Origin of the sequence: Psychromonas sp. L1A2, from assembly GCF_009828855.1 — a bacterium.
Taxonomy (GTDB): domain Bacteria; phylum Pseudomonadota; class Gammaproteobacteria; order Enterobacterales; family Psychromonadaceae; genus Psychromonas.
Window position 1 is genome coordinate 1,625,702 of sequence record NZ_WUAG01000001.1, and the last position, 15,297, is coordinate 1,640,998.

General features: G+C 35.1%; 10 protein-coding genes. 8 read left to right on the top strand and 2 right to left on the bottom strand.

What is annotated here, in order from left to right; translation table 11 throughout:
- Window positions 1–9: 9 nt before the first annotated feature.
- The gene (gene purT, locus GQR59_RS07025) at window positions 10–1,200 is read right to left on the bottom strand and encodes a formate-dependent phosphoribosylglycinamide formyltransferase (RefSeq protein ID WP_201288032.1); all 1,191 of its coding nucleotides are present in this window, start codon (window positions 1,198–1,200) and stop codon (window positions 10–12) included.
- 468 nt (window positions 1,201–1,668) lie between these two features.
- Window positions 1,669–2,577 carry a recombination-associated protein RdgC gene (gene rdgC, locus GQR59_RS07030; RefSeq protein ID WP_160061284.1) on the bottom strand — a complete coding sequence of 303 codons (909 nt, stop codon included), beginning with the start codon at window positions 2,575–2,577 and terminating at the stop codon, window positions 1,669–1,671.
- Between the two features lie 338 nt (window positions 2,578–2,915).
- On the opposite strand from rdgC, the gene GQR59_RS07035 reads away from it, so the two are divergent.
- The 8 genes from GQR59_RS07035 (at window position 2,916) to GQR59_RS07070 (ending at window position 15,248) form a co-directional block, all read left to right on the top strand.
- A complete protein-coding gene (locus tag GQR59_RS07035) occupies window positions 2,916–4,847 on the top strand; it encodes a TonB-dependent receptor plug domain-containing protein (RefSeq protein ID WP_236546680.1) in 1,932 nt (643 codons plus the stop codon).
- A 7-nt stretch (window positions 4,848–4,854) separates the two neighbouring features.
- The gene (locus GQR59_RS07040) at window positions 4,855–5,400 is read left to right on the top strand and encodes a YfiR family protein (RefSeq protein ID WP_160061285.1); all 546 of its coding nucleotides are present in this window, start codon (window positions 4,855–4,857) and stop codon (window positions 5,398–5,400) included.
- Window positions 5,400–7,442, top strand: coding sequence for an EAL domain-containing protein (locus GQR59_RS07045; RefSeq protein WP_160061286.1), 2,043 nt, complete (start codon window positions 5,400–5,402; stop codon window positions 7,440–7,442). The genes GQR59_RS07040 and GQR59_RS07045 overlap by 1 nt, the downstream gene beginning before the upstream one ends.
- Before the next feature lie 229 nt (window positions 7,443–7,671).
- On the top strand, window positions 7,672–8,355 hold the full coding sequence (gene phoB, locus GQR59_RS07050; protein WP_160061287.1) for a phosphate regulon transcriptional regulator PhoB: 684 nt from the start codon (window positions 7,672–7,674) through the stop codon (window positions 8,353–8,355).
- An 80-nt stretch (window positions 8,356–8,435) separates the two neighbouring features.
- Window positions 8,436–9,725 (top strand): phosphate regulon sensor histidine kinase PhoR, encoded by a 1,290-nt coding sequence (gene phoR, locus GQR59_RS07055; protein ID WP_160061288.1) that lies wholly within the window; start codon window positions 8,436–8,438, stop codon window positions 9,723–9,725.
- A 513-nt stretch (window positions 9,726–10,238) separates the two neighbouring features.
- On the top strand, window positions 10,239–11,984 hold the full coding sequence (locus tag GQR59_RS07060) for a NosD domain-containing protein (RefSeq protein WP_160061289.1): 1,746 nt from the start codon (window positions 10,239–10,241) through the stop codon (window positions 11,982–11,984).
- 103 nt (window positions 11,985–12,087) lie between these two features.
- Window positions 12,088–12,843 (top strand): Nif3-like dinuclear metal center hexameric protein, encoded by a 756-nt coding sequence (locus tag GQR59_RS07065; protein ID WP_160061290.1) that lies wholly within the window; start codon window positions 12,088–12,090, stop codon window positions 12,841–12,843.
- A 773-nt stretch (window positions 12,844–13,616) separates the two neighbouring features.
- Complete coding sequence (locus GQR59_RS07070; protein WP_160061291.1) at window positions 13,617–15,248, top strand: ABC transporter substrate-binding protein; 1,632 nt, start codon at window positions 13,617–13,619, stop codon at window positions 15,246–15,248.
- Window positions 15,249–15,297: the final 49 nt, after the last annotated feature.

A 15,297-nucleotide genomic window follows, 5' to 3' on the forward strand; every position in this document is an offset into this window, starting at 1 on the left:
TTACATTATTTAATAAACTATTTTAACTGTATTACTCACTCGTTTAGCATTTCCAATCGCTTCTTCAATATTTTTACCTCGTGCTATTGCGACACCTAATCGTCGTCCGCCATTAATATTGGGTTTAGCAAATAAGCGAATTTGCGAGCCAGGTACTTTACCTAAAGCGCTGGCGATATTGTCGAATTTAATATCTTTTGAAATCCCATTTCCTAAAATTACGCTGGAAGCGGAAGGGCCGTATTGTGTAATTTCTCCGATAGGAAAACCTAAAATAGCACGTACATGCAAAGCAAATTCAGAAAGGTCTTGAGATATAAGTGTGACCAATCCTGTATCGTGTGGGCGAGGTGAGACTTCACTGAAATAAACTTCATCTCCTTTTACAAAGAACTCCATACCAAATAGGCCGTACCCACCTAAATCAGTCACTACCTTTCGCGCTATTTCTTGTGCTTGTTGTTGTGCCTTCTCTGACATGATCTGTGGCTGCCATGATTCACGATAGTCACCATCTTCTTGACGATGGCCAATAGGAGCACAGAAGTGAATACCGTCAACAGCACTAACCGTTAATAACGTTATTTCATAATCAAAGGGTACAAAACCTTCAATAATGATACGGCCTTCGCCTGTGCGTCCTCCTTCCTGCGAATAAGTCCAAGAGTCGTCTAAATCAGTATCACTTTTTACAACACTTTGGCCTTTACCTGAACTACTCATTACGGGTTTAATAACACAAGGCTGGCCGATGTCTTTTACTGCTTGTAAATATTCTTCTTTAGTATCTGCAAAAATATAAGGGGAGGTTTTTACAGATAGTGTTTCTGCGGCTAAACGACGAATACCTTCTCTATCCATTGTTAATTTTGCAGCACGTGCAGTGGGTACAACATTAAAACCTTTTTGTTCTAGGGCTAATAAGGTATCTGTAGCAATGGCTTCAACTTCTGGAATAATATAATCAGGTTGTTCAAGGCGAATGATCTCTTCTAAACGCTCTCCATCTAACATACTTACTACATGTGAGCGATGAGCTACTTGCATGGCTGGAGCATTTTCATAACTATCTGCGGCAATCACTTCTATACCAAAGCGTTGTAACTCAATAGCCACTTCTTTACCAAGCTCGCCAGATCCTAATAATAATGCTTTAGTCGCACTGTTTGCTGTTGCACTGCCTAAAATTGAACTTGTCATGTTATTCACTCTCAGTTTGATTAATTAAAAAGATAACTGATAACAATAATAACATTTATTAAAATGTGTGTTTATGAAAAAATAATAAGTGTATAAAAATAATAAGGGCTGATTAGTTTTTAGAAAAGTATAAGCAGGCGCAGTGAAAGTAGTGTTTATAGCAATCACACTCATTAACTAATCTATTTTACAGGTTTAAATAATTTATTTCTTCGTTGTAAACTTCTTAAAAGGAACAGCCATTAAAAGATTAAGATCTTTTGGTTAATTATCCGACAGGCGATTAACGAAGTTAATCTTCGAAAGGTCTAAACTTATGCCTTAAACTAAGTTATTTTTCCTGTTCAAAATTTAGATCACTTATTTAATATAATTAGTATTATAAGGAAACCAATAGAAGGATAAGATATAAAAAAGCCCAGTGATTAAACTGGGCTAAAGCGTTCATACATAACGATTTAGTGGATCCTAAAGCGTTTGTTCGCCACCAAATATTTCAAGTAATGATGGGATCAATTGTTTTATTTCACCAACCATCAATACAAAATCAGCATCAAAGCGTGCTGCAAAATCATCTGCTTCAATATCTTCATTTTGTTCTTGTAAAACGTCAGAGAACTTAAGGCGTTTTAACGCAAATTCTTCGCCTATTACAAAAGAAATACTATCAGCCCAGTTAAGTGCTAATTTAGTCACAAATTTATCTGAGTTTAAATGGTTTTTGATTTCTTCTGACAATAAGTCTTGTTGTTTACAGCGAATAATACCGCCGCCTTCCAAGGCTGAACAAAGCTCTGCTTCATCTTCTAGTTGGAAATTGGCTGGAATATTACCTTCCATCAACCAATCAGTCATCACTACATCCGTTTGGTTTTGAAGCTGTACTGGCACAACTGGTAAACTACCTAATGTTTTACGTAATAACGAAATTAATTCTTCTGCTTTACGCGAACTAGAGCAATCTACGTAAAGCATATTAGTTTCGTTATCTATCCATGCAAAAGTTTGTGATGTACGACTAAATGCGCGTGGAAGTAACTGCATGACGATATCTTCTTTTAAACTATCTTTCTCTTTTTTCTTTAATGCTCTGCCTTGCTCTAATTCAATTGCTTCAACACGTTCATTAAGTTGATCTTTAATCACACCTGCAGGTAGCATTTTTTCTTCTTTTTTAAGACAAATTAAAATTTGCTTTTGATTTACATGGGTGTACATACTGCCACTTTTGCCCATTGGAAATACCCAACCTAACTTTGAAATATCTTGGCTACCACAAGCTTTAAATTTAAACTCTTCTAGGTTTCTTTCTAGGGCGTTGTCATCTTGTTCCATCGGACGAGTAAAACGATAAACTTGGAGATTTTTGAAAAACATGAAATACACCTTAATGATGAGAAATAAAATAGAGCCTGAGTGTAAATGATTTTATATCAACCAGCAAAATTTGCTTGTTTAGGTTAATCCCTTTATTCTTGTAATGTTTTACCTTTAAATTGGTATTAAATTGCTTTTTAATTATTAATTTAGTCGTCGCAACATAATTAAAATGTAAAAAAACGATAGTTAGACTTATTTAAAGCGTTACACGTTATCGCCCTTTATAAAAATACGGATGTTTTTATATCCAATACACTCGAGCTTATATTATGCAGAACTTATTTAGCCACAGGCGCTATATCGCCACTGTTATATTATTATCTAATCAAATGTTAATGCCTAATAATGTTATGGCAGAAGATAAGTCTGTTTATGCTTTAGAGGAACTTCCAAGTCTCGATTTCGACGACCTAATGGCTGCAGATGTTCAAGTTACATCGGCAATGAAACGTTTACAGAATATGTCTGAAACGGCCGCTTCTATTTATGTACTCACTAATAAAGAAATCAGAGAGTCTGGAGTGACTAGTGTACCTCAAGCATTAAAATTAGTGCCAGGTATGCAAGTACGCCAATTAGATAATAATCAATGGGCAATTACCACACGTAGTACTGCGGGCAAACACTCTAGTAAATTATTAGTGATGGTCGATGGACAGAGTATCTATAACCCTGGTTTTGCAGGTGTGTATTGGGAAGCATTAAACATTCCTCTCTATGACATTGAAAGAATCGAAGTGATACGTGGACAAGGTGGTTTGTTGTGGGGGAGCAATGCAACCAACGGCGTTGTTAATATTATCAGTAAACATACTTCTGATACACGAGGTGCATTTGCTCAAGTTGTAACCGGAAATCAGATTGATCATAAAGCGGATTTTCGAATAGGCGGTGGGTTGGGTAATTATAGTTCATTTAGAGTTTTTGCTAGTACAGAAGAGACGGATGCTTCAACAAAAAGTACTAAAAGTACTATTGCCAATGACGATGGTAGAAAGAAAAGCGTTGGCGGGCGAATAGATTTAAGCTTGAATGATGAGTTTTCTTTTATCACTCAGGCACAATATACTAGTATAGATATGGGGCAAAATCTAAAGTTAGCTAAATTAGATACCTATGAAAGCGTTTATTTACAGGATCAATATACGCGAGAGCATTTTCAAATCATGGCAAAATTAGAACAGACACTTTCTTCAACTTCTAATCAAATGATTCAAGCTTCAGTGAGCTCTCAACAAGGTGAGCAACTATACTATAAAGATGACTTTGTTATTACCGATATTGATTACCAAATGAATACTTTGGTTAAAGGCGTTCAAATAGATTGGGGGCTCAATTATCGCTACACTTCCATTTCAATAGATGAAACAGATTATTTTACTAATATTCAAGATATTGACTCGTATAACCATTTTGGTGGTTTCTTACAAGCTCAATTTACACTTTTACCAGACGAGCTTAAACTTATCATTGGTAACCGAAGTGAAAAAAACAGTTTTACGGGTTGGGAACATCAACCTATGGCTCGTTTACTTTGGACACCACATTCAAAACATACTTTCTGGGCTGCTATTTCACAGGGAGTACGTATTCCATCATTACTTGAATATAATAATCGAGCGCTTGCTTCTTCCAGTGGTATCAAGACAGAAATAGTTGGGAATGCAGATTTGAAATCTGAAAAGTCAATATCAAAGGAGTTAGGCTATCGTTATACTGAAAACTCTTGGGGAATAGATGTTTCACTTTTCCACACCAAAGCGCGTAATGTACTTGTTGTAGAGCCAATCGTTTATGTTGATGAAAGCTTCAATCCTCTTATTGATCTTAATTTTGTTTCTGATGCGGATCTAACCACTTATGGTGGTGAAGCGGTTATCAAATGGAAACCTTTCGATAAGATAACAACCGAACTGGGCTATAGTATTACAGCTTACGAGTATGACCTTCCTCGCGGAACAACTGAAGCAATTGGTTTTGACAGTTATCTACGACAGGTTATTGTTAAATCACAATACAAATTGAATCCTGAACATTCTATTGCTGCTATTTACCGTATTGAGTCAGGTGAAGCCTATGATACTGCTGATTTTAGCGTTTTAGATTTAACTTGGAATTGGCAAATAACGCCTGTTGTAGCATTATCATTAACGGGTAATAACTTACTCTATGGTAAACATTTAGAATATAATAACACTAATGAAACCTATACAGTGCCTACTTACATTGAAGCAAGTTATTACGCTAAAATAACGGCGAAATTTTAGGTCGATTATGATAATGATTTTGCGTAAGTTATTTATTGTTAAACTATTACTTGTGATATTTTTTATCTCACAAGAGGCTGCCGCTACCCCAAGAGAAGATGCTATTAAATCAGGCTTCCTTTATAACTTTGCTCGATACTCTGACGGTGATTGGTTTAATCCTGATGTTAAATCTACTTATAATATTTGTAGCTTTAATCCTGAGTTTATCGCAGCGGCTAAAAATACGCTTAAAGACCTCACTATCAAAAAACGTCCTATTAATGTCCACCTTTTAACTTCATTCCAAGAAAATATAGTTGACTGTAATACCTTATTTTTATCGAAAGGAGACAGTGAAAAATGGGCTTTAACCTCTCAAAATAAAGCCTTTTCAAACTTAATGCTTGTCGGTGAATTTGATGGCTTTCTTGCCTCTGGAGGGCATATTAATTTCTTTATTGTCGGCGGGAAGGTGCGTTTCGAAATCGATCCAATAAAATTGAAAAATTCAGGTATCAATATGAGCTCTAAAGTACTTCGTTTAGGCCGAATTCATGAAAGGATATTTTAATGAACTTACGGCAAATATTGTTTGGCTCATTAAATGCTAAGTTGCTAGCTATATTGATGATGGTTGCTTTGTTTAGCAGTATTACCATTGCTGTTATGTTTACTATTTATGAGCTCAACACAGTGACTAAAGCAGAGCAATCTAGGCTTAATTCTATTGCAAATATTCTCGCTCCTAATTTAACCGCCGCGCTTATTTTTCAGGATGAAGTCAGTGCAAAAGAACAGATAAAACCTTTGTTAGAGCAAAGTAATATTGTTAGTACAAGAGTAGAGGATACATCTGGGAAAGTATTTGTAGGGATTTTTTCGAAAAAAAATAATGATGTGAAAATATTCACCAAGTTAATGATAGTTAAAATTCCATTAACAATGAAAGGCGTAGATTACGGAACGTTAACCATTAAAGCAGATTATTCTTTAATTGAGCAAAGTTTAATGTTTTTTAGTATTTTTTTACTGGGTATATTAGCGTTGATTCTAATACTCAGTTTTATCCTATCTTTATTCTTACGTAAAAATCTTATTTACCCATTAACTCACCTCGCAACTGTTGCTGAACATGTTACAAAAACCAATAATTACAATCTACGTTCAAAAGTATTATCAACCGATGAAGTAGGTAATCTCGCTTCTTGTTTCAACTTAATGCTTGAAACAATTGAACAACGGGACCACTCTCTAGAAGAAAAAGTACTACAAAGAACTAATGCTTTAAAAATTGCTAATAGCCAATTGACGACACAAGCTTTCAGTGATCCTCTCTCTGGTCTACCAAATCGTCGTTATATCTTAGATAGACTATCAGACCTAATTACACACACCAGTGACACTAATTTTGCCATTTTAGGGTTAGATCTTGATGGTTTCAAAGAGATCAACGATACGATGGGCCATGATTATGGTGATCTTCTTTTAATCGATGTGAGTCGATGCATTTCAGATACATTACCAACATCAGCTACTTTAGCGCGATTGGGTGGTGATGAATTCATTATATTAGTAGAAAATTTTTCAAGTAAAGCCACCCTTAATCAAATAGCTATTGATATACATCATCGTTTGTCAGGTGGCTTTAGTATTAAAAATAAACATGTTTATGTCACTGTCAGTATCGGTATTGCAACCTATCCAGAAGATGGAAATACAGTGGAAAATATCGTTAAATATGCAGATTTAGCGATGTATAAATCTAAAGAAACAGGCAGAAATTGCCATCATTTCTTTAATGCAATTATGTTAGACGATGTGCTGAAAAAGCGTGAATTAATTGATGATTTACGTAGCAGTATCGTCAACAATGAATTTGAACTTTATTATCAACCTATTATTGATTTATCAACTAATAAAATTCGAAAAGCAGAGGCGCTGATTCGTTGGCACCATCCGGTAAGAGGCATGGTTCCACCATTAGAATTTATTTCAGTTGCTGAAGAAGTTGGGTTGATCGTGGAAATTGGAGAATGGGTAGCACGTACTGCCGCTCAAGATTTAGCAGATTTGAAAAAATTAGGTGCTGATGAGCATTTTCAGATAAGTGTTAATGTTTCGCCTATACAATTTAAAGATGGCGGACAATGGATGAGCCACTGGTTTGAATATGTGGCAGGATTGGGTTTGAGTCATGATGCGATTATTGTAGAAATAACTGAAAATTTATTGATGGAAAGTGAGGAAAGTGTTCGCTCTCAGTTAACTAAACTAAAGAAACAAGGTGTTCCTATTGCTATTGATGACTTTGGTGTCGGTTACTCATCTTTATCTTATTTACAAAAAATGGATGTTGATATTTTAAAGATTGATAAATCCTTTGTAGATGATTTGGAAACAAAGAGTAATAGTCGTGATTTATGCCAAATAATGATTATGTTAGCACAACACTTATCTATTCAAGTGATTGCAGAAGGAATAGAAAATGAAGAACAAAGAATGATATTAGCTAATTTAGGTTGTCAGTTTGGGCAGGGGTATCTATTTTCTAAACCTTTACCTTTAACATTGTTTAAGCAAAAATATTTTGATGATCATTTGCTTAGTGATTGAGTCATGCCATCATCTATTAATTTTAACTTAAGAAATAAACAGTAATTTTCGTAAAAATATAGATTTGTAAGGTCCTATTACCTATTTTATACAGGAATATGAGTTGCAAGCAGTTGTTTTTTAAATAAAGTGTTGATTATATTACAGTTTGCATACACTTGTCATATAACTGTCATAGTTACTGGTGATAATACTCATATTTAGAATACACAATAAGTAGGTAAACTTAATGGCAAGTCGAATTTTAGTAGTTGAAGATGAAGTGGCAATCCGAGATATGCTGAGTTTTGTATTAGAGCAGCATGGTTATGAGACATTAGAAGCTGATAATTATCAAGCCGCTTTAAGTTATCTACATGAACCTTATCCCGATCTTATTTTATTAGATTGGATGTTCCCTGGCGGCAGCGGTATTCAATTATTGAAGTTTTTAAAACAAGATGAAATCTTGCGTCAAATTCCTGTTGTGATGTTAACTGCTCGTGGTGAAGAAGAAGATAAAGTGCGTGGTTTAGAAAATGGTGCAGACGATTACGTAACCAAACCTTTTTCTCCTAAAGAATTAATGGCTCGCCTTAAAACAGTGATGCGTCGCGTTAATCCAACTTCATTAGATGACACTCTGAAAGTAGGTAAGTTAAAACTAGACCCAATTTCTCATCGTGCGACACTCAATAATACGCCCTTAGACATGGGCCCAACAGAATTTAAATTGTTACACTTTTTTATGACGCATCCAGAGCGTGTTTATAGCCGTGAACAACTATTGAATAACGTGTGGGGGACTAATGTTTATGTTGAAGATCGTACAGTAGATGTACATATTCGTCGTTTACGTAAGGCGTTAGTTGATCATGACCATTTGGTGCAAACAGTACGTGGCGCGGGTTATCGCTTTTCAACTCGTTCATAATAGTAAATGAGTTATATCATCATTAAGTGTTATAAAATCGAGATGATTAGTTAGATTAATTTCAATAAAGAGTGTCCCATTTGAAAGTATATACATGGAAGCAGTTATTCTGGGCAATTTTTTTAGTGTATTTTCCAGTTATTATTTTGGGTTTATTCACCGGATTGTTACTGGAGTTGTTACTCGTTACTACGGTGCTGCATAATGCTTGGCATTATTATTTTCTAAAAAAGTTAAATGATTGGTTATGGGTCAGCAAAAGTACTGTATTACCACCCGGTAAATCAGTATGGGAACATGCCTATATTGGTATTCACAATATGCAGCAAAGACATCGTAAACGACGTAATAATTTAGCTAGCGTGATTAGTCGTTTTCGTGAAGGTTCGGAAGCATTACCCGATGCCGTGGTTGTATTTAAAAAAGACGGTGAAATACTTTGGTGTAATCGCTTAGCTCAATTCCAATTAGGTTTTAAATGGCCTGACGATGCTGGAGAAAATATTACCAATTTAATTCGTCACCCTGATTTTGTTGATTATTTACGTAGTGATGTTTATAACGAACCATTGGATCTTGTTTCTCCGATCAATAGCGATAAATTACTTGAATTTAGGGTGATGCCCTATGCGAAAAATCAACGATTATTGATCGTTCGTGATGTCAGCAGTTATCGTCAAATGGACGAAAATAGGCGACATTTTGTTGCTAATGTATCTCATGAGTTACGTACGCCATTAACCGTATTGCAAGGTTATATAGAAATATTAGAAATGAGTGCACAAGACGATAAAATGCAATTAAAGACGATTCAAGTCCTAGATCAACAAACGGCAAGAATGTGTGCATTAGTTGAACAGTTGATGACATTGTCAAAAATTGAAGGGGCACCGACCTTAGATTTTCATGAAAGCATTAATATTCCTGCATTATTAACACAAATTGAAAGTGAAGCTATTACATTGGGCCGTAAAAAATCACAATCAATACAGTTTAAAATGGATCCTAAACTGTCTGTTGTGGGTGATGAAATGCAACTGCGTAGTGCGATGTCTAATTTGGTTTATAATGCAATCAATTACACCCCAGAAGGTGGGTGTATAAAAGTATTATGGAAAAAACTACCTGAAGGTGCTTATTTTTGTGTGATGGATACAGGTGATGGCATTGCGCCTGAGCATATCTTACATTTAACAGAACGTTTTTATCGTGTTGATGCTTCTCGCTCGCGTGATACAGGTGGTTCTGGTTTAGGGCTGTCGATTGTAAAACATGCATTAACTCATTATGACACTAAGTTACAGATTGAAAGCAATGTTGGAGAGGGGAGTCAATTTTCTTTTATTATTCCAAATACTTATATTTGTTAAGTTATCTATAACAATAGAAATAACAATTCACAATTTAAGGTGTTAATCAGGAATATAGAATTAACACCTTCCATTCTTACTTTTATCCACATTGTTTAATCTTATTAAAGCTTGTTTATTACGATATTCACTTTTAATTTTTAAACGATTGAATACTGCTCTGCAGTTTAACTATATAATTTTAAATATATAAGTTTAACTATCTAATTTTAACTATAATAGTTTATACATAAAACGATGCGGTTTACCTACCTTGATTATTAGTTAGATACCGCTATCCTAGCTATCCTAATACCAAAAGAATTAATAAGGTGATCATTCTTGCTGGTTAAAATCACCCCTAACTGCGTTGTGAGTTTTGAAGTGAGAACAACTATCTCCTACAACTCACGCCTTATTAGTGTTAATTTTTCCTGCGCAATCTCTGATCACTTATTTAATTCCATTGGTATAATTATATATACTTTCTATCTATTATTAATTAGCTGTTTTGCTAAAGGCAAAGGGTCTCTAATGCTTCGGTTTTTTCATTGTTCTATTTTATTTACTGCTTGTTTAGTGAGTACTGCCTTGCAAGCGAAACCAGTTGTAGACTTGTCCATAGAACAACTAATAAATACATTTAAGTTACCTGCTTTTACACAAACTATTTTTGTTGATTCAACATTAAATACAAATTGTCTGCAGTATGATCCTGACACTCGTTTATGTGGCAAAGGAGAACAGTTGTCTGTCTCTCAACTATCTGATGCCACTAAAATAGCTAAGCCTGGAACTCTTTTCTTAATACGCCAAGGTGATTATCAACAAGCATTACATGTGAGCAGGTCTGGCGACAAAAAAGCCTATATTGGATTTAGTGCTTATCAGAATGAAAAAGTGAGAATTATAGGCGTGGACTCCATTGATCAAAGGCAAGCATACGGAGCAATTTGGTTAGATGAAGCCTCTTATATATTAATCAATGGTATTACCGTTACCGATAGTGTTGGTTTTGGGCGATTTTTAAATGCACACCATAATATATTTTCTAACAATAATTTTACTGGTTCTACACTTTATAATGATGGTAAAAATGCCAGTAAACGTGGTGGATTGTATATCGCTTTTAGCCATCATAATCAGATAGTCAATAACCGTTTTCAAAAAGGAACTGACTTACTATCATTAGTGCATTCAAATTATAACCGAGTTGAAGGCAATATAATGAACCTAGCAGGTCATGATCTTTGGAATATCAAATGTGGTAGCTTTAATGTCGTTAGAAATAACGTATTTAGTAACAAAAAGCAAAAGCTAGGTGCGGTATTTGATTGTGAAGAAGGAACGATGGATTGGCATGGGAATGGACGTTTCAAGCAATCAACGCCAGTATTAGATGCCAGTCAATATAATCTCATCGAGCACAATGTTTTTAAAGATGCTGTCCGCTACTATTCAACGAGTGGTGGCAATGGTATTCAATATGCTGGACAATATGGCATTATTCGTTTTAATACTTTTTATCATACCAATGTAGGGTTTAGTCTTGCCAGTTATCGCACAGAAGCTGCTTACACTTACAGTAACCGTATTTATAATAATACGTTTCATGATAATTGGTGTGTTGGTATCGCGGTTGGTCGTTGGATAGAAAAATTTGAAGATAATCAGTTTGTAAACAATATTTTATGGAACAACCAAGGTGTGGGAGCAAGTCAGTGCAATACCCAAAATGCGACCCAGATTTTATTTAGTAGAAAAGAGGGAGATCAGTGGTTTGTGCGTAACAGTATTGCCAGTGATAAAAGCGATCAAGTTATTGGGTTATGGGGCGTTGCAAATAAAATGAGTGTTTATGATTTTGAAGGTAGTTTCATCTCTGTGCAATTTAAAGATACTTTAGCTAAAGATCCTTTATTCGCAAATTCAGCTAAGCACGATTACCGTCTATCTACGAATAGTCCGATGATTGATTCTGGGGTTATGTTAAGCAACATTATCAGTGACAGCGGGAAAGGATTGCAAGTTGAAGTGCAAGACAGTCAATTTTTCTACGACGGTGCAGGTATTGAAGGTGAGCCTGGAGATCAAATCATGATTCTATCTGCAGAGAATAAAAGCTTACAAAGCGCGACCATTGTTCATATTGATCGAAAATTGAATCTTTTAACCTTAGATAAAATGGTCTCTTGGCAAAAGGGCGATATGATCTCTTTGCCTTATCAAGGTACTCAACCTGATCTTGGTGCATTTGAATTTGTTAAAAAGCTTCAATAGCGTTAATAACTTCTTTATCATGACTTATTACCTCGCTTTGATAGCTTAGCTTTAATCACTAAGTCTATTAGGCTATAAAGATCTCTATTTAAAAGTGAAGCATATGAATAATCGTAAACTTGCAAACAAACTTGATCAATTTTTAGAAATTCATCAATTTAAAGACTATTGTCCTAACGGGTTACAAATTGAAGGGCGTGAACAAGTTAAAAAAATCATTACTGGCGTGACTGCTAATCAAGCGCTCATCGATGCTGCAATAGAACACAATGCCGATGCTATTCTTGTACACCATGGTTTTTTCTGGAAAGGTGAAGCGCAGCAGATTGTAGGAATGAAGTACAAGCGTATTAAATCACTAATTGAGAATGGCATTAATTTATATGCGTATCACTTACCGCTCGATGTCCATCCTGAATTAGGTAATAACAAACAATTAGCCGATTTATTAGGAATCACTGATCGCCGCCCGTTAGAACCATGGGATAAACGTAGCGTAGGGCGTGTCGGTAAGTTTGAACAAGCAGTGACACCAGGTGAGCTAATTAACACTATTACCAAACAACTTAATCGAGAGCCATTATGGATTGATGGTGGAAAGCCTGAAATTAAAACCATTGCTTGGTGTACTGGCGGTGGACAAGATTATATTACCATTGCAGCCGAGCAAGGTATTGATGCGTTTATTAGTGGTGAAATTTCTGAACGAACAACTCATATTGCTAAAGAGATGGGGATTCATTATTTTTCAGCGGGGCATCATGCAACGGAACGCTATGGCGCAAAAGCATTAGGTGAATGGTTGGAAGCTGAAATGGGCTTTGACGTGACCTTTATCGATATCGATAATCCGGTTTAAATCAGATTATCGACAGGGTTATAAACTAGGCCACATAAACCAGACTGTTTAATCCAAGCTATAAACCACGTGATAAAAAACGATATGATTTATTAATGTATTGTTGAATATGCACTGTCTAATAGACTCTTTGTTGAGTCATGGGCAGTGTAATTATCCATTCACCCACCTTCTCTATAAAACCACTTTAGAGTGATTATTTTAAAGCCTTTACTCCATGTTTTTTAACTGAATTAATTATTAATTAAAACTAAAAAATATATTGAGTACATTATCCTCTTAAATATTCTTTAAATCCCTTCATAAAAGTACCTGGAAAGAGTCAAAAATCTCACTTTTATAGTAAGTATTATTAACGGAAAGTGATGTTATTTAACAATCAAAACTATTTTTTAGAATATGACTTCAATCATAAGTGTCATATTTATTCTAATTTTCTCTTTTATATTAATAGTCTATGGATTAGTGTTAACCAGTCGGTCAACTTGTGAGTCGAGAGTATGAAATATACTCAACTCACTTCAATCATATCGCACCATATACGTTTATTGTTGCACTAAATTGGTGATAAATATTTATTTATTATACGAGTTAAATTTAACTTCTTGATATTTATGTATTTTATTTATTGGCTTTCAACTTGCTATAACCAGTGTGCATTCGCGTTAAGTGGATTTCTGCTTAACCATTAAGTAATCATTATTTTTATTATTTTGCATCCTTAGCGAATCTTAAAAATTAGATGATTTTATCACCATGTAAGGGAATTAATTGTGAATAAAAATAAAATAACAAAAGCATTAATACTAGGACTTGGTCTTTCTTTTGCTACTACCTCTTTTACAGCATTTGCTGCTAATGTACCTGAAGGTACCAAACTCGCTGCGAAACAAGAGTTCGTAAAAGGGAACGGTTCTGAAGTGGCTTCTATCGATCCACACAAAACACAAGGTGTGCCTGAATCTAATGTTATTCGTGATTTATTGGAAGGTCTGGTGAACCAAGATTCTGATGGTAATACTATTCCTGGTGTTGCTGAACGTTGGGAAACAACAGATAACAAAACATTTATTTTCCATTTACGTAAAGATGCTAAATGGTCAAATGGAGATCCTGTTACCGCGGAAGATTTTGTTTACAGTTTCCAACGAGCAGTTGACCCTGCGACTGCATCACCGTATTCATGGTACCTAGATATGACAACCATGGTGAATGCCTCTGATATTATTGCCGGAAAAAAAGATAAAAGTACGTTAGGTGTTAAAGCTATTGATGAGAACACTTTAGAGATTAAATTAGCGAGTTCAGTCCCTTATTTTGTAATGATGATGGGCCACACTACAATGAAACCTGTTCATAAAGCAACGGTAGAAGAGTTTGGTGACCAATGGACTAAACCCGAAAATTTTGTGGGTAATGGTGCATTTGTCATGAGTAAATGGGTAATCAATGAACGTATTGAAATGACACCGAATAAATATTATTGGGATAACGAAAAAACAGTATTAACCAAAGTCACTTATTTACCACTGGAAAACTATGTTGCTGAAATGAATCGTTTTCTTGCTGGTGAAATCGATATGACATATGAATTACCCAATGAGCATTTCAAACGTTTACAAAAAGAACATGCAGATTCGTTAGCAATCAAAGGTGACCTTTGTACTTACTATTACAGTTTAAATACGCTTAAACCGCCATTTGATGATGTACGAGTGCGTAAAGCGGTTTCTTATGCAATTGATCGTAATGTGATCACTAAATTTTTATTAGGAAAAGGCGAAAAACCTGCTTATGGTTTAACACCTGAAATTGTCGCTAATTTTAATCCTGAACTACCAGAATATGCAAAACTGACTCAAAAAGAGCGTGATACGAAGGCAAAGGCGTTACTAGAAGAGGCTGGTTACAATAAATCTAATCCACTTAAGTTTTCATTACTGTACAACACAAGTGAAAATCATAAAAAATTAGCAGTCGCGATTGGTTCAATGTGGAAAAAAACATTAGGCATTGAAGTTACTTTAGAAAACCAAGAGTGGAAAACCTACCTAGAAACTAAAAATCAAGGAAACTTTCAAGTTGCTCGTGCGTCATGGTGTGGTGATTACAACGAGGCTTCTACCTTTACTTCATTAATGGAAGGCCAGAACACAACAGGCGGAGTTCATTATAAAAGTGATGCTTATGATAAATTAACTAAACAAGCGATTGAAAGCACCTCTGAAACTGAACGCCAACAACTCTATTATGGTCAGGAAAAACTTTTAGCTGAAGATATGCCAATCATTCCTGTTTATCAGTATGTTAAAGCGCGTCTTCTTAACCCTCATGTGGGAGGTTATGCAAAAAACAATGCTGAAGATAAAATCTACTCAAAAGATTTATATATCATCGCAGAATAAAATAAAATTTTACTACTATCCAATAGAGGGCTATTGCCCTCTTTTTCAT

Excerpts from the sequence above, each read along its gene's own strand:
- rdgC (WP_160061284.1), bottom strand. The coding sequence starts at position 2,577 with ATGTTTTTCAAAAATCTCCAAGTTTATCGTTTTACTCGTCCGATGGAA.
- GQR59_RS07065 (WP_160061290.1), top strand. The coding sequence starts at position 12,088 with ATGAATAATCGTAAACTTGCAAACAAACTTGATCAATTTTTAGAAATT.
- GQR59_RS07035 (WP_236546680.1), top strand. The coding sequence starts at position 2,916 with ATGCCTAATAATGTTATGGCAGAAGATAAGTCTGTTTATGCTTTAGAG.
- purT (WP_201288032.1), bottom strand. The coding sequence starts at position 1,200 with ATGACAAGTTCAATTTTAGGCAGTGCAACAGCAAACAGTGCGACTAAA.
- GQR59_RS07045 (WP_160061286.1), top strand. The coding sequence starts at position 5,400 with ATGAACTTACGGCAAATATTGTTTGGCTCATTAAATGCTAAGTTGCTA.
- GQR59_RS07060 (WP_160061289.1), top strand. The coding sequence starts at position 10,239 with ATGCTTCGGTTTTTTCATTGTTCTATTTTATTTACTGCTTGTTTAGTG.
- GQR59_RS07040 (WP_160061285.1), top strand. The coding sequence starts at position 4,855 with ATGATAATGATTTTGCGTAAGTTATTTATTGTTAAACTATTACTTGTG.
- phoB (WP_160061287.1), top strand. The coding sequence starts at position 7,672 with ATGGCAAGTCGAATTTTAGTAGTTGAAGATGAAGTGGCAATCCGAGAT.